This window comes from Achromobacter sp. 77 (assembly GCF_020541125.1).
Classification (GTDB): Bacteria; Pseudomonadota; Gammaproteobacteria; order Burkholderiales; family Burkholderiaceae_B; genus Achromobacter; species Achromobacter mucicolens.
Map to the genome: position 1 here is coordinate 4321119 of NZ_CP059848.1, position 19830 is coordinate 4340948.

Here is a 19830-nt window from a genome sequence, read left to right on the forward strand (position 1 = left end):
TCAGGCTCGCTTCTGTTGGGCATAGCCCTTGAGCACTTCCTCGCGCAGCACACCCCAGATGGCGGCATGCAGCTCGACGAAACGCGGGTCGATGCGCACTTCAGCCACATCGCGAGGACGCGGCAGATCGATGGCAAATTCTCCGATGGGATGGGTGCCCGGACCGGCCGACAGCACGATCACGCGATCGCTCATGGCGATGGCTTCGTCCAGGTCATGGGTGATGAACAGCACCGCCTTGCGCTTGGCCATCCACAGATCCAGGACCTCGTTCTCCATGAGCTGGCGCGTCTGGATGTCCAGCGCGGAGAACGGTTCATCCATGAGGATGATGTCCGGGTCGCGGATCAGCGTCTGCGCCAGCATGGCGCGCTTGCGCATGCCGCCCGACATCTGGTGCGGGTAGCGGCCCTCGAAGCCGCCCAGGCCGACGCGGCGCATCCATTCGCGTCCGCGATCCAGCGCTTCGGATCGGGCCACGCCGGCGAACTCCAGGCCGGCGATGACGTTGTCCAGCGCGCTGCGCCAGGGCAAGAGCGCCTCGCCCTGGAACATGTAGCCGGCGCGTTCGTTGATGCCGGCAAGGGGCTGGCCGAATACCTTCACCTGCCCCGACGACGGCGCCAACAAACCGGCGCTGACGTTGAGCAGCGTGGACTTGCCGCAACCGGTCGGGCCCACCACGGACACGAACTCACCTGGCGCAATGGCCAGGGTCGTGTCGCTGACCGCGGTGTAGCGCTGCGACCGGTCGTCACGCGAGACAAAGGTGCAACTTATGTTTTCCAGCGACAGTGCAGCTTCAGCCATTGGCATACTTCTCGTTGGCGCGGCGCGCGAAATCGTTGGTCCATACCTTCGACGGATCGACCTTCGCGCTGTCGAAGTCAGTCTGATAGGCGGCCAGCGCCTTGAGCGCGGTGGCCGCGCCATCTTCCGGAATCATGCCGTCAGGCGACAGGCCTTCCATGCTCTTGCCGAGCGCGGCCTTGTACACGGCCGGATCGCCGAGCAGATAGGTTTCCGGCACGACCTTGGCGATTTCGTCGGGGCCGGCCTTCTGGATCCACTTGTCGGCGCGGACGATTGCGTTGGTCAGCGCCTGGACAGTGTTGGGGTTGGCGTCGATGAACGCCTGCGGCGCGTACAGGCAACCGGCCGGCATGTTGCCGCCGAAAATTTCCTGCGTGTCCTTGAGCGTGCGCGTGTCGACGATGATCTGGATCTCGCCGGGCATTTCCAGCATCGAGACCACCGGGTCCGTGTTGGAGATGGCGTCGATCTGGCCGCTGCGAACGGCGGTCACGGCGCCCGCGCCGGCGCCCACGCCGATGAAGGAAACGTCCGAGGCCTTCAGTCCATGTTTGGCCAGGAAGAAGCTGACGACCATGTTGGTGGACGAACCCGGCGCGGTCACGCCGATCTTCTTGCCCTTCAGGTCGGCCGGGCCCTTGTAGCCCGGGATGTTCTTCTTGGACACGCCCACGCCGATCATCGGCGCGCGGCCTTGCAGCACGAAGGCGCGATAGGCCTGGCCCTTGGAATGCATGGACAGCGTGTGCTCGAAGGCGCCCGAGACCACGTCGGCGCTGCCGCCCACCACGGCCTGCAAGGCCTTGGAGCCGCCGGCGAAGTCGGCGATGCTGACGTCCAGCCCTTCGTCCTTGAAGTAGCCGCGAACCTCGGCAATCGTCAGCGGGAGGTAGTAGATCAGCGGCTTGCCGCCGACTGCGATTTGAACCTTGGTCTTTTCGAGTTTCTGCGCGCGCACGATGGCTGGGGCCATGCCCATGACGCCGGCAGCGCCGGCCATCTTGAGCAGTTCACGGCGGGTGACTGTCATTGGTTTGTCTCCTGGTTGTCGGGTTTTCCGATAGCGCCGGTCTTCGCCAGCTCGTCGATAGCCGCTGAATCATACCCCAGCGATTTCAGGACTTCCTCGGTATGTTCCCCTAATTTCGGGCCTACCCAGCGCGTCTGGCCGGGCGTTTCCGAGAGCTTGGGAACCACGCCGGGCAGCTTGACGGGGCTGCCGTCGGCGAGGCGATGCTGCTCGATCATGCGGCGCGCAAGGAACTGCGGGTCGCTGAACATATCGGCCACGCTATAGATCTTGCCGACCGGCACGTCGGCGCGCTTGAGCGCCTCAAGGGCCGATTCGATGCCGCGTCCGTCGCACCATTGCTGGATGGCCCCGTCGATCTCCTGGACACGCCGCGCGCGACCATCGTTGCGCACCAGGTCCGGATCCTCGGCCAGATCGTCGCGGCCGATGGCCCGCATCAGGCGATGAAAGATCGCGTCGCCATTGCCGGCGATGACGATGTTCTGGCCGTCGCGGGTGGTATAGGTGTTGGACGGCACGATGCCGGGCAGCGCGCCGCCCGTGCGCTCGCGCACCACGCCGGCCACGTCGTATTCGGGGACCAGGCTTTCCATCATGTTGAACACGGCTTCGTACAGGGCCACGTCAACCATCTGGCCCTGCCCTGCCTGGCATTCATCGCCCGTCTTGCCGTTCCAGCGGCCGCCGGTGGCGTCGCGATGGCGCAGCGCCATCATCGCGCCGATCACGCCATGCAGCGCCGCGATGGAGTCGCCGATGGAGATGCCCACGCGCAGCGGCGGACGGTCCGGATGGCCGGACACGTAGCGCAGGCCGCCCATCGATTCGCCGATGGCGCCAAAGCCGGGCTGATCCTTCATGGGACCGGTCTGCCCATAGCCGGACAGGCGGACCATGATGAGGGCGGGATTGATGGCTCGGAGCTGTTCGTAGCCCAGCCCCCACTTTTCCAGGACGCCGGGGCGGTAGTTTTCGACCACCACATCGGCGTCCAGCGCCAGCTTGCGGGCGATCTCCTGGGCGCGGGGGTCTTTCAGGTTGAGCGCGATGGATTGCTTGTTGCGGGCCTGCACCGTCCACCACAAGGAATTGCCCTCGTGCAGATGGCGCCAGCTGCGGATGGGATCGCCGCCGCCCGTGCCGTCGGGCCCGTGCGGGGTTTCCACCTTGATGACGTCGGCGCCGAATTCGCCGAAGATGCGCGCGGCGAACGGGCCGGCGATAAGCGTGCCGAGTTCGAGGACTTTGAGTCCGGTCAGCGCTGACATGGTTTGTCTTCCTCACATTGGTTGCCCTGCCGATGCGTTGCCGGCGGGCGTTCTGGTACCGCGAGCGTCAGGTGGTCTTGCGCTCCATCAGGGCCCAGGCGATGGTGCCGGCGTCGACGTATTCGAGCTCGCTGCCGGCCGGCACACCACGCGCCAGGCGCGTGACCCGCAGGCCGCGCTCGCCAAGGGCCTCGCCCAGGAAGTGCGCGGTGGTCTCGCCTTCTGCCGTGAAGTTGGTGGCCAGGATGACCTCCTGCACCACGCCGTCGGTGGCGCGTTTGATCACGCGGTCGAAATCCAGCTCGCGCGGGCCGATGCCTTCCAGCGGCGCGACGCGGCCCATGAGCACGTAGTACAGGCCGCGATAGCCGTGACTGGACTCGATCATGTTCTGGTCGGCCGGCGTTTCCACGATGCACAGCAGCGAGGGATCACGCTTGGCGTTGGAGCAGGTCGCGCAGACCTCGTCTTCGGAAAAGCTGTTGCAGCGCGCGCAGTGCTTCAGATCCCGCACCGCGCCGGCAAGCGCCCGCCCCAGCATGTCCGCGCCTTGCGGATCATGCTGCAACAGGTGGTAGGCCATGCGTCTGGCCGATCGCACGCCCACGCCGGGCAGGCGACGCAGCGCTTCGATCAGCGAGACCAGCGGCTCGGGTTCAGGCAGTAAGGGATCCATTGCAGCCTATGGCAGCGGCTATCAGAACGGCAGCTTCATGCCCGGGGGCAGCGGCATGCCGGCGGTCACCGACGCCATCTTCTCCTGGGAGGTGGCTTCGGCCTTGCGCAGCGCGTCGTTGAACGCGGCGGCAACCAGGTCTTCCAGCATGTCCTTGTCGTCGGCCAGCAGCGACGGATCGATCTCGACGCGCTTGACGTCGTGACGGCAGGTCATCGTGACCTTCACCAGACCGCCGCCCGAGGCGCCTTCGACCTGGATGTCGGCCAGCGCGTCCTGGGCCTTCTTCATGTTTTCCTGCATCTGCTGCGCTTGGCGCATCAGGCCGGCGAGTTGTCCTTTCATCATGATGGGAGCTTCCTTGAACGAGGGGAATGAGGTTGGCCGCCGTCAGGCGGCGGCCGATGAATCAACGTGGCGGATCGAGCCAGGCACGACATGGCCTCCGAAATCCGCCAACAGCGCTTGCACAAAGGGATCGTCGGCCACGGCGTTTTCGGCCGCCAGCTGGCGCGCCGCGCTCTCGGCCTGCGCCACGGCATACGCGGTGGCATCGCCGGTGACGCCGACCCGCACGTCCAGCCGGATGCCCTGCCCGAAATGTTCGCACAGGACAGTCTGCAGCCGCACGCGGCTTTCGCTTTCGGCCAGGGTCTTGACGGCCACGCGCAGGATGATGGCATCGCCCTGCACACCGGCCCATTCGCTCTGGCGCGCCAGTTCCGAGGCCAGGCCGGTCACCGGCAGCCGTGCGGCCAGTTCGGGCCAGGACGCCGCGTCCATGTCTGCCAGGCGCGGCGCGCGCGACTGACGCTTGCGTGCGGGCGCGGGGCCATCGCGGCGGGCGGCGGTCGGTGCGGGTGCGGGTGCGGGCGACGGCGCCGTGGCCAGCGTTTCAAAATCGTCGTCGGGGTCGGACGTGAAGCCGCTGTCAGGCATGAACCCGCCTTCGGCTTCGAAAGGAATTTCTTCGTCGACCCACGCCGGAGGGCCGTCGGCATCGTCCACGGCCGGGTTGATCGCCGCCGCGGCGGGCGTCACGGCCAGGGCGGCGGAATTTGGCGCTTTGGCGGAGGCCGGGTTCGGCGAAGCGGCGTCGGCGGGGAGGTCTTCCCAAGGCGGGACACTGTTGGGATCCGCGGATTGCGGGGCGGACGCGGCGGACGATTGCGCCGGCGCCGCTGCGGCCGGCGGGGCCGGTTGCGCGGGGGCTGCCGCATCGTTTGCCGACGATATCGAGGGGGTATGGGCGGCGTCGGGCGAGGACGCGGAGCCGTCTGTCGGCGTGGCGGCGGCTGCGGCTACGGCTGCGCCATCGAATGGCGCGCTGGCGTTGGCTGCCGGGGCACCAGGCATTGCCGTGTGGGCTGTGCTCGCGCCGGTCGTCACCGGATCGGCTGTCGGCGCGGCGGCGCCGTTGGGTGCTGAGGTGAAGGCAGCGTCAGTGGCTGCCGCATTGGCGGTGGCCGACGCGTTTCCAGCCGGCGCGTTGTCCGCTGCCGCATTGTGGGCCGGCGCGGAAGCTGCCGTGGGGCCGGACGGGCCGGCGTCGGGTCTAGCGTCGATGGGTTGCCCGGCGGCTGCAGGCTGAGCCGCTGCCGAAGGAGCGTCTGCCGACTGCGCGGATGCCGGCACCGCGGCGGTCGATACCGCGGCGGTCGATACCGCGGCAGTCGACGCAGCCGCCGTCGACGCAGCGGCCGTTGACGCAGCAGCTGGGTGAGAAGCGCCGGCCTCGGCGCCCGTGGGCGCGGCGATGGCCGCAGATGCGGTGGGCGCTGCCGTCTGGCGGGCGGGTGCGGCGGGCGCTTCCAGCGCCGTCTGCGGGCCAGCATCGCCATTGAGCGCCAGCATGCGCAGGCACGCCATGATGAAGCCTGCGTATTCGTCAGGCGCCAGCGTCAATTCGCCGCGGCTGTGCACCGCGACGGAATAGAAGAGTTGCACGGCGTCCGGATGGAGCGCCTGCGCCAGACGGGCGATGTCGGCGGCCAGCGGGTCTTCGGCTGCGGTGACGCCGGTCACGCGCTGCTCGATCGCGACGCGCGACAGCAGCACGGCCAAGTCGGCCAGCGCGCCGGCATACGACAGCCCGCGGATCGCGAGTTCATCGGCCACGGCCAGCACGCCCTTGGCGTCGCCCGAGGACAAGGCGTCGAGCAGGCGGACGAGATGGCGCTGGTCGATGGTGCCGAGCATGCCGCGCACGGCGTCCTCGGTCAGGTTGCCCGCACTGTAGGCAATGGCCTGGTCGGTGAGCGACAAGGCGTCGCGCATCGAACCCGACGCGGCCTGCCCGATCAGCCGCAGGGCCGGGATCTCAAAGCCCACGTCTTCCTGGCCGAGCACGGCCTGCAAGTGTCCGACGATGGAGTCGGCCGGCATCTGCTTCAGATTGAATTGCAGGCAGCGCGACAAAACCGTCACCGGAATCTTCTGCGGATCGGTGGTGGCCAGGATGAACTTGACGTGCGGGGGCGGCTCTTCCAGCGTCTTGAGCATGGCGTTGAACGCGTGCCCGGTCAGCATGTGGACTTCGTCGATCATGTAGACCTTGAAACGTCCCGCGCCGGGCGCATAGACCGCCTGCTCCAGGAGCTGCGTCATTTCCTCGACGCCGCGGTTGGACGCGGCGTCCAGTTCAAGGTAGTCGACGAAGCGGCCGGCATCGATCTCGGTGCAGGCGCGGCAGACGCCACAAGGCTTGGAGGTGATGCCGGTCTCGCAGTTGAGCGATTTGGCCAGGATGCGCGAGAGCGTGGTCTTGCCAACGCCCCGGGTTCCGGTGAACAGCCAGGCGTGATGCAGGCGTTGCGTGTCGAGCGCATGGGTGAGCGCGCGCACCACGTGATCCTGTCCCACCAGGGTATCGAACGATCGCGGCCGCCACTTGCGGGCCAATACCAGATAAGTCATGGCTGGATTGTAGAGCCTGATTGTTGAACCCGTTGATCGAGCGGGCTGGAATGCAAAGGGGACGGGCTTATTCCCGTGGAACGAATCCTTGGAAAATAACCCCGTCCCCTGTGAAAGCGATGTAGCAAACGCTACTGCCTTGAAGAATCCGGTTGGCGAGCCTTACTCCGGCACTGACCCTAAACGACTATGGCTGCTTCGTTCCCGACCTGACCAGGTTCACCGTCGAACCATGCGAAGGGGCCCGCCAGCCGAGATTCTAGCAGAGCTGCGCTTCGCGCGCTCGCTCGAATCTCGGCAGGCGGGCCCCGAGGGGCAATATGTGGGCCCCCTCCCCGGCCCTCCCCCCGAGGGGGAGGGGGTGGGGGCTTTGCTTCGCTTGCCCCTTCGGCTCGCTTCGCTTTGCCTTGCTTGATTGCTGTGCATGCGGCAATTGCTTGGGGCGGGGGCGTTGCTTCGCTCGCCCCTTTTGGCTCGCTTCGCTTTGTCTTGCTTTCTATGCGGGGCTGCTTTTGACGGAGGCGTTGCTTCGCTCGCCCCTTTTACTCGCTTCGCGTGGTTGCCTCGACTGCCGCAGTTCCTTTTTGCTTGGCGCGTTACTTCGCTCGCCGTTGCTTGCCCTGTTGCGCGTTACTCCAGCAGATCTATCCACGCCTTTGCGCGCGGGAAGTACAACGCGGCTCGGGCGCTGCGGCCGTCCAGGGCGGTGACTTGGGTGCAGTAGCGCTGCAATTGTTCGCCGTGGCGTTGGCGCATGCGGATTGCGAAGGCGGCGGGGGATTCTCCGGGGTGGGGGCGGCCGGTTTTGTAGTCGACGATCAGCCAGCCGTCTTCGGTGCTGAGCGCCAGGTCGATGACCGAGACTTTTCCGGCCGCGTCGATGAGGGGCCATTCGCGGCGGGCGCCGGATTGGGATAGGAGCCAGAGGCCGCGTTCGTCTGCCAGGGTGGCTTGCAGCGTTTCCAGGACGGCCTCGGCGGCGGCGTCTGCCTGGCTGGCGGGGATGCCGGCTCGGGTGAGTTGGCGGCGCATGGCGGGCAGGCGGGGCGTGAGGGCCTCGGGGGGCCAGGCTTGTATGCCGTCCTGGCCGATGCGGGCCAGCCAGGCGTGGGCCAGGGTGCCGATGGCGGCGTCGTAGCCGGCTTCGAGTTGCCAGGCGGGATGTTCGGCGGCTTCGCCCCAGGCGCCTCGGGTGGCCGTGGCGAAGCCGGCGCTCATGGTGATGCTGGATTGGCGTTGCAGTTGCGCGAGGCCGGCGGTGTCGATGCGTCGCAGGGGTTCGCCTTGCCATTCGGGGGCATCGGTTTCTTCTTGCACCGTTTCGCCATTCAGCGAAGGTGGAACGGGCGGGGTCAGGCACGGCCACAGGCGGCCCAGCAGGCTGGCTGCGGGCGGGGTCTTGATTTGGCCAGAGGCTTCGTCGATCGATACGTGTCCGACCAGATGCAGACGTTTGCGGGCGCGGGTGGCGGCGACGTAGAGGAGACGGTCTATTTCGTAGGAGGCGCGGCGGGCTTCGCGGGCGCCCAGGTAGCGCGAGACCGGGTCAGCTTCTGTTTCGGCGCGTGGCTTGACCGGGCCGAAGAGGACGCGGCCGCCGCTTTGTTCGAAGCGCACCAGGGGAGCCTGATCGCCGCGCGGCGCGCGGTGCAGGCCGTACAGGATCACGGTTTCGAACTGAAGGCCCTTGGACTTGTGCATGGTCATGATCTCGACCGCGCCTTCGTCTTCATCCGCCGCGTCGGGCGCGGCGAAAAGGCGGGAGATGCCGGCGTCCAAGGCGGCCACGTCGATGTTGCCGTGCGGGGCAAGGCGTTCGACCAGTTGGAACAGGCTTTCGGCGTCGTTGGCGACCGACAGGCCGGCGTACAGGCCGGGGCCGCCCAGGCGGCGCCACAGCGATTCCACCCACGCGGCGAAGGGGATGGCGCCCGATGCATTGCGTTTGTCCAGGAGGACCGACGCGACTTGGCGCAGGCGCGCGAATTCGTCGGGGCTGAGTATTGCTTGCGCGGACGGGGCTTGCGGTTCTGGGGCGGGTGCGTCAAAAAGCGAGCCTTGCGGGCCGGATGCCTCGGGCGCTGCCGTTGCAATGGGCTGCGGGGCGATGCGCAAGGCGCGTTCCAGCAGCACGGGCACCGGCGTGATGTGGTCGTCGCCGAAGAGCCGCTGCAACGAGGTGAGCGTCAAGCCGCAATAGGGCGCGCGCAGCACGGACAGCCAAGCGAGGCGGTCGGCCGGATGCGACACGGCGCGCACGAGTTGCACCAGGTCGGCCACCACCGGCCGCAGCGCCAGCGGCACCAGGTCGACGGCGCGCGAGCGTATGCCTTCCTGTGCGAGCCGGCGCGTGAGGTTGCCCAGGTGACCGCGGGCGCGCACGAGAATCGCGACGGGGTGCTTGGCGCCCTTGTGATCGATCAGCGCCTGGCGCACCAGTCCCACGGCAATGTCTTCGGCCTGTTCTTCGGCGGGTGGCGCGCCCTCGCGCGACCACGCCGGATGAAAGCGCACTGCGGGGTCGGGCAGCGCCGGGTGGAAGGCCGTGGACGGGCTGTACGCGATGGCGCCGGCGGCGGCGTCGCTACGCCGGGGCAGCAGGTCGACGAACGACTGGTTCACCCAGTCGACAATGCCGGCCTGCGAACGGAAATTGTCCGTGAGGTTCAGGAAGTCGGGCTTGACCTCGCCCACGCCGATGTCGGCGACTTCGAGAAACAGGCCGACCTCTGCCTTGCGGAAGCGGTAGATCGACTGCATGGGATCGCCCACGAGGAACAGGCTGCGGCCATCGCCGGACTGCCAGCCTGCCGTGAGGGTGCGCAGCAAGTCGAGCTGCGTCTGGCTGGTGTCCTGGAATTCGTCGATGAGCAGATGCCGGATCGAGGCGTCGAGCTTGAGCAGCAGTTCGCCCGGGTCGTCGGCACTACCCAGCGCGGCCGCGGCCCGCTGGGCGATCTCGATGAAGTCGACCTCGCCTTTTTCGGCAAAGCGCAGCCGCAACTGCGCCACGGCCAGGGCAAGCGTCATGAGCTGCGCGCCCAGCACTTCCCATTGGGCATCGGTGAAATGCGGCGCCGGAATATCGCGCACGGCGTGCAAGCGGCGCACCCAGGCGGCTTGCGCGTCGGCGCCTTCCAGCCAGGCGACGAAGGGTTCCTTGTGCGCGCACTTGGCCGGGAACCCCAGGTTCTTGTTGACGGTCTTGCGCAGCGAGCCGGTGCCGGTCAGCAGCAGATGCGCAACGGCGCGCCAGGCGTCCAGCAGTTCGGCGTCGGGTTGTAGCGCTTCGGTCCAGTCCAGCAACGCAGCCAGCTTGTTGTCGTCTTCGCCATCCTGCAGGTGCGCGGCGGCCAGGCGCGCCGGGCCGCAAAGCGATTCGGACCAGCCGTAGGGCATGGCGGCGCACAAGGCATCGAGGTCTTCGCCGATGGCCTCGGCCAACATGGCCTCCATGGCCTCGCGGTCGGAGCCGTGGCGCAGCAGCGGCAGCCATTGATCGCGCTGGCCCAGCATGTCGGCGATGGCGTCCTTGGCGGCCTGGACGTCGACGTCCAGGTGGCGCAGCAAAATGCGCACGGCCTCGTAGTCGTCCGCGAGATCCAGCGTGGCGCGCGCGGCGGCCTCGTAGTGCGAGCGCGCATCGTCCGTGATGTCCGGCATGCCGCCCAGCTCCGACAGCCACGGCATGCTGCGCACCAGCCCCGCGCAGAACGAGTCGATGGTGCGGATGGCGAGACGCGCGGGATGCTCGAGCAGATGCCAGCCCTGTTCGGCATTGCGCGCCAGCGCCGCGCGGGCGAGGTCCCAGCTGCGGCGTTCGTGCGCGGCCTCGGGGGGCGCATCCAGGCCGCGCCGCAGCTTGCTCAGCACGCGGGCGTGCATCTCGGACGCGGCCTTGCGCGTGAAGGTGATGGCGACGATTTCTTCGGGCCGGTTCACCGTGGCCAGCAAGGCCAGGATGCGGTCGGTGAGGAGTTCGGTCTTGCCTGAGCCTGCGGGCGCCTGGACGAGGAAGGACCGCGCGGGGTCGAGCGCCGCCGCGCGAGCGGCGTGGTCATGCGGAAGGCGATCGGGTTCGGCCATGTTCATGCGTCCTCGTCGTCAAGATGCAAGCGCAGGAACGGCAAGGCATCGCAGTATTTCAGATCGTCGCGCCGGTAGGCGACGTTGGCCGCGTACCCCGCCACGTATTCGTCGGCCAGGGATTCGATCGCCACGCGCCAGCGTTGGCGGATCTCGGGCCAGGACAGGCCGTCGAAGTATTTGCTTTCGCTGGCAAGCGTGACGCCGGGCATGCCCAGGTCTTCGTCGGCCAATCCTTGCGCGGCGACCTGCCGCGCGTGGATCTGCGCCAGCACCAGACCCGCAGCTTCGCCGCCGGCCGCGTCGGCCAGCACCGATGCATAGAACGGCAACTGCACGTTCACGGGACGGCTGCGGGACCAGTCGGGCTCGGGCTTGGCCGCCGCCACGCCGGTTTTGTAGTCGACGATGACGTTACGGCCGTCGGGAAGGCGATCGATGCGGTCCAACCGCAGCTTCAGGTTCAGCGCACCACGCTGCCACTGATGGTTTTTTTCGACCTGTGCCACCGCGAACGGCAGGCGCTGCGCTTCGAGGTCGAGCCATGAGGCCAGCACGGCCTGGGCGCGCTGGCATTCCAGCGCGCGCAAGGCTGGCGCGTATTCCTTGAGTTCTTCGCCGGCGGCCTGCGCCACGGCCTGCTCCAGTAACACCGGCAGACGGCCAGCCGAAAGCTGCTCGTGCAGCGCGTCCTGGTCGGGCATCATGCCCCACACCACTTCAAGCGCCTTGTGCAGGAACTGGCCACGCACGTTGACGGTGGCGGCGTCGGCATAGGGCGCGAGCTCCCGGCCGCCGAGGCGATGGCGCACGAACGCCCAAAGCGGATTGCGCGCCTGCGTGTCCAGCACATCCAGCCCGCCCCCGCCGCGATTGCCGGCCGCCAATGGAGGCCCCTGCGAATCGTCGAGCGATTCCTGCGGCAAGACAGCCTGCGCCGCCGTAAGCGCGGGCGTCCAGTCAGTAAGAGAGAGCGCCGCGATCAGCGGCGACGGCCGCAGCTCGCGTTCGCCGTCCATGTGGGCGTGGCTGACGATGATGTCGGGCGCGCAGCGGCACAGCGCGGCAAACATGCCTTCGGCCCATTCGCGTTCGCGCTCGGGCGTGGCGCGCGGCGCCCGGGCCTGGCGCAGCACGGCAAGCGGCAGCAGCGGGTTCGGTTTGGGCGAAGCGGGCAACACGTCGTCTGTCAGGCCCAGCAGCCAGACGCCATCCCAGTAACCGCCTTCGGCTTCCAGCAACCCAAGGACGTCCAGCCGCGCGAGCGGATCGCGCTGCGGCTGGAACGAGGAGGACCGCGCCACGCTTTCCAGCAGGTTCACGGCGGCCACGCCGCCCAGGCGGCCCGCAGCCGGCGCCAGCGCCGAAAAGCTGCCGAGCGCATCGCCCAGCGCGCCCATGACCTGATAACCCACGCTGTCGAGCGGGGCTTCGCCGGGAAAGCCCAGTGCCGTCAAGGCGGCCTTCATGCGCAGCATCCAGACGTCGCACGTGGCCTGGCGGCCGCCTTGCGTCCAGATTTCGGTGGCGTGGTTCCAGGCCTGCGCCAACGCCGGCAGATCGGCAAGCAACTTGCGCCATGCTTGCGGGGCGACATGCAATTGCCCCTGCCGCCGCCAGCGCGCGTCGATGGCGGCAAGCCGCGCGCGGTCGCGCACGTCGCCGGCGCAATGGCCTGCAAGCAACGCGGCGCCCAGGACGCCGACGCCGCAGCCCTTGCCCTGCGCGCATTCGGCCAGCGCCCGCAGCCAGGCCAGCGCGGCGCGGGCCATGGGCCATTCGTCGAGCGGCCGGCCCACGGCAACGTTGAACGCAAACGCAGGCGCGCCGTCGCGCCCGGCCAGCGCCTGGCTGAGGACGCGGCGCGCGAAGGGGGATTCGGCTTCCAGTTGCGGCGACACGATGGCATAACGCCCGGCGGGGTCGGCCTTCAAACGGCTGGCCGCCCAGTCGGCGGCGGCGCGCCATTCGGCGCCCTGATCCGCAGCCTCGAAGCGCTGCGCCACTGCCGCCACACGCTGGGTATCGCGCCATTGCGCCACGCGCGTGCCCTGGGCCTCGAATGCGTGCAGCAGGCGCTGAAAGCGGGGCGAGATGTCGGTAAACCCGGCAAGCACCAGTTGCCGCGGCGTGGCAAGGCGTCCGGCTTCGAGGGCGCGCAGCACGCGCGCGTAACCCTGGTTGGCGTCTTCGGCATCGATGCCGGCCAGCGTGTGGCGATAGCGCTCGCGCCAGCGCGCAAAGCCGCGGTATTCGTCGGTGTCCGCGCCGGACGGCACCTGCAGCGCCCATTCGTCCATCAGCAGGTCCGCATCCATGGACAGCCGCGCCGCCTGACTGGCATCCAGCAGGACGCGCTCGGCTTCTTCGAGGCGGATGGCTTCGGTCCAGACGAGCTGCGTGGCAAAACTGTCCAGCCGGTAGGCGGGCACGTCTTCGTCGGATTCGAACGCGAGTTCGTTGGCGGATTCAGCGAGCCAGGCGGACAACGGCAGGATGCGCGGCAGCTCGCTGACCTGGCGTTCCTGGCGCAGCAATCCGGCGAGCTCTAGCGTGAGGCGGCGCGACAGGCGGTTGTTCACCGTGAGCACGAGCGTGTCTGCCGCGGGCAGACTGGCGATGTCCGGCAACGAGAGATCGGAGTAGGAAGGCGCTGCGTCCTGCATGGTCATCCAAGGGCGCGCGCGGCGGGCAGCCGCGCGACAGAAAGCAATGAAAAAGGCGGAGAAAAATCTCCGCCGTAGGATACCGCGAGGCGGCCGCCGCGACGCGGCGGTTGCGGTAAGCCGAGCCCTGTCAAAACCCGCAGAGTGCGGCCAGGTTTTCCCAGTGAATCTGCATCTCGGGCGTGGTGTAGCCCCAGAACGCCAGCCCCAGCACCGCGGCCAGCGCCAGCACGCCCACCGCTCGCCAGCCTTTGCGGCGAGGGGTTTGGGATTGCGGTCCGTGGGACATGGCGGGGCTCCGGCAGGTCGCGGTCAGGCCGTGGCGGGCTGCGCCGGCGCGACCGGCTGCTCGCGCACGGGCAGGCAGAGCAGCGCCGCGATGACGGCCAGCGCAACGCCCAGCCACCAGACCAGATCGTAGCTGCCGGTCTTGGCATACGCGTATCCGCCCAGCCACACGCCAATGAAGCTGCCCAACTGATGGCCGAGAAACACGATGCCCGACAGCGTGGCCGCATAGCGCAAGCCGTAGATCTGGCCAATGAGTCCTTGCGTCAACGGCACCGTACCCAGCCAGAACAATCCCATCCAAGCCGCGAAGGCATAGAGCACCCACGGCGTCAGCGGCACCGACAGCAGCAACAGGATGCCGAACGCGCGCATGAAGTACACCACCGCCAGCAGCCGCTTCTTGCTGTATTTGCCGCCCAGCTTGCCGGCGTAGAACGAACCCAGGACGTTGAACAGGCCGATGAGCGCGATCGCGGTGGCGCCCTGCCCGGCCGTCAGCCCGCCGTCTGTCACATAGGCCGGCAAGTGCAGCGTGATGAACGCGGTGTGAAAGCCGCAGACGAAGTAGCTCCAGAACAGGAAGTGGAACGACGGATGGCGCACGGCCTGCTTGATGGCGGTGCCCAGCGACTGATGCGGACCTGCGTGCGCTTGGGGGCGGCCGCGCAGGAAATACGCCAAAGGCGCGCCGCAAGCCACGAACAGCGACAGCACCCAGAGCGCGCCCGTCCAGTCCAGCCCGCTGATGAGCAGCTGCCCGGTCGGCACCACGGCAAACTGGCCGAGCGACCCGCCCGCGCTGGCGATGCCCATCGCCGTGCTGCGGTAGGCGGGCGGCACGGCGCGCGCGACGACGGGTAGGATGACGGGGAACGTGGTGCCCGCCTGTCCCAGTCCGACCAGCACGCCGGCGGTCAGGTAAAGCGTGGCCTCGTCGGTGGCAAAGCGCGTGCCGATCAGGCCCAGCATGTACAGCACGGCGCCCAGCGCAATGGTGCGGCCAGAGCCGTAACGGTCGGCCAGCATGCCCATGAAGATACAGGCGACGCCCCACACGAGGTTCTGCAGGGCAAACGCCATCGAAAATACTTCACGGCTCCAGCCGTGCGTCAGGCCCATCGGCTGCATGAACAGGCCGAAGGTGGCGCGCACCCCCATGGCAAGCAGCACGACCAGGGTGCCCAAGACAATGGTGCGTGCGGAAATCGTATCGGTTTGGCTAGACATGAAACCCGTGTCTGGTTGTTTTTTGGGTTTGCGCCCCCTCCTCGGGGCGGCCCCACGCAGCGGTGGGACGCGAACATCATATACAAGTCGGCATGCGGGTCCGTGAATACCCGCGTTGCCGCAACAAGCTTCCCCCGAGAGGCCATCCCGGGCGAGCGCCCGGCGCGGTGATTTGGGCGTTGCCGCGCCTGCTGATAGACTTGCGTCCTGCTTCGAAGCCCGCGTCTGCAGTGCTAAACTTCGGCTCGCAAGTTCCGCAGCAATTTCAAGGCCTTAGTGCAAAGCGCCCCCAGTTCTGGCGGCCCTTTTCCGTCGATGGCGACGGCACTGCCTTGCGCCCCCCTCCTCGCTCGCCGTAGTTAAATGGATATAACCGGCCCCTCCTAAGGGTCAATTGGTGGTTCGATTCCACCCGGCGAGGCCAGCTTCGGCCTCGGCTGCGCGCGCAGATTCTTCTCAAAAAAGTCCACCTGTTCAGCCAGATGAGGGTTAATCCGGGCTACGCTCTTGCGCGCCGCGCGGTTAGCTTTGCGGCTTCCGACTTGTGACTAATTGATGCGGCCACAATCCGTCACGGTGTTTTTTCTGAAAAACCTGCAAATCGCCTTGCGCACTACTTGAAATTGCTGTTTAAATTCGACGCGTAAGCCCATAATTCATCTGGACTTTTTCTGATCCGACGAAACGCCGGCTTAAGAAATATTTGCTCACAGACCACAAGCCTGCCCAACCATGGCCTTTTCCTGGAAACGTGCAATTGCGAACGCCATAGCGCCTGCCGCGCTGGCGGTGTGCGCGCTCCTGCCCCCAGCGGCGCAAGCAGCCAAAAATTCCGACCCTTGCAAGACCAACGCCAAGTCGGCGGCCTGCAAGGCGCAACAAGCCAAAAAAGCGCCGGCGCCCAAGGCGGGCTCCGGCAAGAGCGCCGCCGCCAAGCAGGCGGCGCCGTCCGCCAAGAAGGCGCCGCCCAAATCCTCGTCGGCCAAGAAGGCGCCGCCCAAGAGCGGCAAGCAGGTGGCCGCGAAAGGCACGCCGCCCAAGAAATCGGGCGCTGCCGGCAAGGGCGGCAAGACGGACAAGGCCGCACGCGGCCGGCGCGTAGCCGCCGCCGGTGCAGCCAGCGCAGCCATGCCGCCACCCGCCGCCTCGGCGCGCGCTGAAGCCGCCGCGCTGCGGTCCAGCACCGCTTACGTGCAAGACCTTGAAACTTCCACGGTCATCTTCGCCAAGAATGAAAACGTCGTGCGCCCCATCGCTTCCATCTCGAAGCTGATGACGGCCGTCGTCGTGGTGGACGCCAACCTGCCGATGGACGAAATGCTGGAGATCACCGACGAGGACGTCGACGAGCTCAAGCACACGACGTCGCGGCTGCGGGTGGGCACCAAGCTGTCGCGCGGCGACATGCTGCATCTGGCGCTGATGTCTTCCGAGAACCGCGCCGCCAACGCGCTGGGCCGCCACTATCCGGGCGGGCTGCGCGCCTTCGTGGCCGCCATGAACGCCAAGGCGCAGTCGCTGGGCATGACCAGCACGCGGTTCATCGAGCCGACGGGCCTGTCCAGCAACAACGTGTCGTCGCCGCATGACCTGGCCCGCCTCTTGCGCGCCGCGTCGCAGCGCCCGCTGATCCATCGCTACTCCACCGATACCGAGTACGAGGTCGAGATCAACAACCGCACGCAGACCTTCCGCAACACCAACCTGCTGGTGCGCAAGCCCGACTGGGACATCAAGGTGTCCAAGACGGGATACATCAATGAAGCGGGCGAATGCCTAGTGATGCTGGCGCGCATCAACGGCCGCGATCTGGCCATCGTGCTGCTGGATTCGCAGGGCAAGCTTTCGCGCATCGGCGATGCCGTGCGCATCCGCCGCATCGTGCAAAGCGAAGTGGCCATGGCGTCGATTGCCTCGGGCGGCTGATGCCAGCCTGACCGCTCCACACGGCAAAACGAAGGGCCCGATCTAATCGGGCCCTTTTGCATGGTGCGGCAAAGCGGGTCACGCCGCGCGGCGCTTCGCGGGGACGGGCTGGGCGTCGCAGAGCGAAGGCGGCAGCCCTTCCAGGACGGCTTGCGCGTTGAGCGATCGGATCGGCACGCTGGCATCGCGCGGGATCCGGCCCTCGGCCTGCAACAGCTGATACCGCAGGCAGCACACGCGCAGGAACGAGGTGAAGTTGGCGGCCTCGCCGCGGTACTCGACCAGTTCGTCGTACAGCCGTTCGATCAGTTGGGTGACCCGCAGGCCGTCTCGGCCGGCGATTTCTTCGAGGACCTGCCAGAACAGGTGCTCGAGCCGCAGGCTGGTCGCCACGCCGTGCAGGCGCAGTGACCGGGTTTCGCACGCATATGAATGCTCGGTGGCGCGGATGAAGATTTCACACATGGGAGCTCCTGGGCATCGGCGACACGCAGCCGGACCGGCGCGCCTGCGATCGACTGTACGACGATTGCCGCGCCTGCCGCAATACGCCCCCCTTCCCGCGCCGATTGATGTACATCATGGATTTGAGCGCGCAAGCGTTCGAGCATAGTGAAACTGATCAGACTTCGGAGGTAGCGATGGAAAAAACCATGAAGGCCGCAGTTGCACGCGCATTTGGCAAACCCCTGGTGATCGAGGAAGTCGCCGTGCCGCGCCCGGGCCCGGGCGAGCTCCTGGTGAAGATCGAAGCCTGCGGCGTCTGCCACACGGACCTGCACGCCGTGGAAGGCGACTGGCCCGTCAAACCCAATCCCCCTTTCATTCCCGGCCACGAGGGCGTTGGCCACGTCGTGGCCGTGGGCGCCGGCGTTACCCACGTCAAGGAAGGCGACCGGGTGGGCATCCCCTGGCTGTATTCCGCCTGCGGACATTGCGAACACTGCCTGGGCGGCTGGGAAACCCTTTGCGAGCAGCAGCAGAACACGGGTTACTCCGTCAACGGCGGCTTTGCCGAATACGCGCTGGCGGCCGCCGACTACGTGGGCCTGCTGCCCAAGAACGTCGGCTTTGTCGACGTGGCGCCGGTACTCTGCGCCGGCGTCACGGTTTATAAGGGCCTGAAGATGACGGACACCCGGCCCGGCAACTGGGTGGTCATTTCGGGCATTGGCGGCCTGGGTCACATGGCGGTGCAGTACGCCAAGGCGATGGGCCTGAACGTGGCGGCCGTGGACATCGATGACGCCAAGCTCGACTTCGCGCGCCGGCTTGGCGCGGAAGTCACCGTCAACGCGATGAACACCGATCCGGCCGCCTACCTGAAGCGGGAAATCGGCGGCGCGCATGGCGCGCTGATCACGGCGGTGTCGCCCAAGGCCTTCGAGCAGGCGCTGGGGATGGTGCGCCGGGGCGGCACGATTTCGCTGAACGGCCTGCCGCCAGGAGACTTCCCGCTGTCGATCTTCGACATGGTGCTCAATGGCGTGACGGTGCGCGGTTCCATCGTGGGCTCCCGGCTGGATCTGCAGGAATCGCTGCAGTTTGCCGAAGAAGGCAAGGTCCACGCCACCGTCGCCACCGAAAGCCTGGACAACATCAACAGCGTGTTCGACCGCATGAAGAAGGGCCAGATCGAAGGCCGCATCGTGCTCGACTTCGCCTGATCGCTTTGCGCCCATACTGCCACGGGATGCGGCATTTGCCGCACCCCGTGGCGTTTTGCAGGGCGGCGGCTCGGTACAATTCCGGCCTGTCCCGATTCCCAGAGAAGCCGCATGCCCACGCAACCGACTGAGCGTCGCCGAAAGCCTGCCACCCCCCGCGCGCCACGGCGCGGGTCGGGCCGGGTAACCATCGCCGACGTCGCGCGCGTGGCGGGGATGTCGATGCACACGGTGTCGCGGGTGTTGAACGCCCCCGAAAACGTGCCCGAGCGCACCGTCAAACTGATCCACGAGGCCATTGCCCAGACGGGTTATGTCCAGGATCTGGTGGCAGGCGGCCTGGCAAGCGGCCGCAGCCGTCTGGTGGCGGTGACGGTGCCAACGCTGGGCAGCCCCGTGTTTCTGGAAGCGCTGCAGACGCTCAGCCTGCATCTGTCCCGGCATGGCTATCAGATGATGCTGACCGAAAGCGGATACGACCCCGAGCAGGAAGTCGCGGCCCTGCAAGCGATCCTGGGCCGGCGGCCCGACGGCGTGGTCATGATGCGCACCGTGCTCACCCCGACGGGGCGCACCCAATTGCGCGCCGCCCGTATTCCTGTCGTGGAAGCCTGGGATTGGACAGACGACCCGGTGGACATGCTGATCGGTTTTTCGCACGAGGCGGCGGGCGGCTGTGTGGCGCAGTTCCTGGCCGAGATGGGGCGGCGCCGGCCAGTCGCCGTCATCGGCGATGATCCGCGCGCCGGTCGCCGCTTGCAAGGTTTCACGGCGGCGGCGCGCGAATTGCGCTTGATCGCCCCGGATTCGGGCACACCGCACGTGTTGATTCCCGCGCCAGCCACGATGGGCGCCGGCCGCAGCGGCCTGGCGGAACTTCTGGCACGCGTGCCCGATGCAGACGCCGTCGTGTGCAGCACCGACATGATTGCGATGGGGGTCCTGCTCGAAGCCGCCGCGCTGGGCAGACAGGTGCCGGGCGACCTGGCCGTCGTGGGATTTGGCGACCAGGCCTACGCCGCCGCCACCACCCCGCCCTTGACGACCGTGCGCATCGACGGCTCGCTGATCGGCGGACAGGCCGCGCGCGCCATCATCGACCGGCTGGACGGACTGGCCAACGAGGGAATGCGGGTCGATGTGGGCTTTACCTTGATGCGGCGCCAGAGCGCCTGACGCCGCCCGTTCTCCCGCGCAATCAGAAGCGGTTTGAAATCGCTTGACCTTGGGGTATGTCCTTACGCCAAATATTAGCGCTAAT

The 19830-nt window shown here is 67.4% G+C and carries 14 protein-coding genes, 1 tRNA gene and 1 other RNA gene; 4 read left to right on the forward strand and 12 right to left on the reverse strand.

From position 1 onward, the window contains the following. From H4P35_RS20055 to H4P35_RS20105, 11 genes are all read right to left on the reverse strand, one after another. Window positions 1-810 (reverse strand): ABC transporter ATP-binding protein, encoded by an 810-nt coding sequence (locus H4P35_RS20055; RefSeq protein WP_056326799.1) that lies wholly within the window; start codon window positions 808-810, stop codon window positions 1-3. Further along, entirely contained in the window at window positions 803-1843 is a 1041-nt protein-coding gene (locus H4P35_RS20060; protein WP_056326796.1) for an ABC transporter substrate-binding protein, read from the reverse strand. The genes H4P35_RS20055 and H4P35_RS20060 overlap by 8 nt, the downstream gene beginning before the upstream one ends. Further along, window positions 1840-3114, reverse strand: coding sequence for a CaiB/BaiF CoA-transferase family protein (locus H4P35_RS20065; protein WP_226846660.1), 1275 nt, complete (start codon window positions 3112-3114; stop codon window positions 1840-1842). Before H4P35_RS20065 ends, H4P35_RS20060 begins: the two co-directional genes overlap by 4 nt. Before the next feature lie 67 nt (window positions 3115-3181). Then, window positions 3182-3790: a recombination mediator RecR gene (recR, locus tag H4P35_RS20070; RefSeq protein ID WP_056326792.1), complete on the reverse strand. Its 609-nt coding sequence runs from the start codon at window positions 3788-3790 to the stop codon at window positions 3182-3184. Between the two features lie 21 nt (window positions 3791-3811). Next, the gene (locus H4P35_RS20075; RefSeq protein WP_056326789.1) at window positions 3812-4138 is read right to left on the reverse strand and encodes a YbaB/EbfC family nucleoid-associated protein; all 327 of its coding nucleotides are present in this window, start codon (window positions 4136-4138) and stop codon (window positions 3812-3814) included. A 42-nt stretch (window positions 4139-4180) separates the two neighbouring features. Then, the gene (dnaX, locus tag H4P35_RS20080) at window positions 4181-6706 is read right to left on the reverse strand and encodes a DNA polymerase III subunit gamma/tau (protein WP_226846661.1); all 2526 of its coding nucleotides are present in this window, start codon (window positions 6704-6706) and stop codon (window positions 4181-4183) included. A 151-nt stretch (window positions 6707-6857) separates the two neighbouring features. After that, window positions 6858-6955: signal recognition particle sRNA small type (ffs, locus tag H4P35_RS20085), an RNA gene on the reverse strand. A 381-nt stretch (window positions 6956-7336) separates the two neighbouring features. Then, window positions 7337-10792 carry an exodeoxyribonuclease V subunit beta gene (locus H4P35_RS20090; protein ID WP_226846662.1) on the reverse strand — a complete coding sequence of 1152 codons (3456 nt, stop codon included), beginning with the start codon at window positions 10790-10792 and terminating at the stop codon, window positions 7337-7339. Window positions 10793-10794: 2 nt separating this feature from the next. After that, window positions 10795-13458, reverse strand: coding sequence for a PD-(D/E)XK nuclease family protein (locus H4P35_RS20095; RefSeq protein WP_226846664.1), 2664 nt, complete (start codon window positions 13456-13458; stop codon window positions 10795-10797). Window positions 13459-13588: 130 nt separating this feature from the next. Continuing rightward, complete coding sequence (locus tag H4P35_RS20100; RefSeq protein WP_226846666.1) at window positions 13589-13747, reverse strand: hypothetical protein; 159 nt, start codon at window positions 13745-13747, stop codon at window positions 13589-13591. Window positions 13748-13770: 23 nt separating this feature from the next. Then, the gene (locus tag H4P35_RS20105; RefSeq protein WP_056326784.1) at window positions 13771-14976 is read right to left on the reverse strand and encodes an MFS transporter; all 1206 of its coding nucleotides are present in this window, start codon (window positions 14974-14976) and stop codon (window positions 13771-13773) included. A 349-nt stretch (window positions 14977-15325) separates the two neighbouring features. On the opposite strand from H4P35_RS20105, the gene H4P35_RS20110 reads away from it, so the two are divergent. Together H4P35_RS20110 and pbpG are read left to right on the forward strand one after the other, a co-directional pair. Further along, window positions 15326-15400, forward strand: a tRNA-Arg gene (locus H4P35_RS20110). A gap of 308 nt (window positions 15401-15708) precedes the next feature. Continuing rightward, window positions 15709-16902 (forward strand): D-alanyl-D-alanine endopeptidase, encoded by a 1194-nt coding sequence (pbpG, locus tag H4P35_RS20115; protein ID WP_226846670.1) that lies wholly within the window; start codon window positions 15709-15711, stop codon window positions 16900-16902. Between the two features lie 78 nt (window positions 16903-16980). Here pbpG and H4P35_RS20120 read toward each other — a convergent pair whose 3' ends face one another. Beyond that, entirely contained in the window at window positions 16981-17367 is a 387-nt protein-coding gene (locus H4P35_RS20120; protein ID WP_128827346.1) for a ribbon-helix-helix domain-containing protein, read from the reverse strand. A gap of 176 nt (window positions 17368-17543) precedes the next feature. On the opposite strand from H4P35_RS20120, the gene adhP reads away from it, so the two are divergent. After that, complete coding sequence (adhP, locus tag H4P35_RS20125) at window positions 17544-18569, forward strand: alcohol dehydrogenase AdhP (protein WP_063953185.1); 1026 nt, start codon at window positions 17544-17546, stop codon at window positions 18567-18569. Window positions 18570-18680: 111 nt separating this feature from the next. Continuing rightward, entirely contained in the window at window positions 18681-19745 is a 1065-nt protein-coding gene (locus H4P35_RS20130; RefSeq protein WP_226846672.1) for a LacI family DNA-binding transcriptional regulator, read from the forward strand. Window positions 19746-19830: the final 85 nt, after the last annotated feature.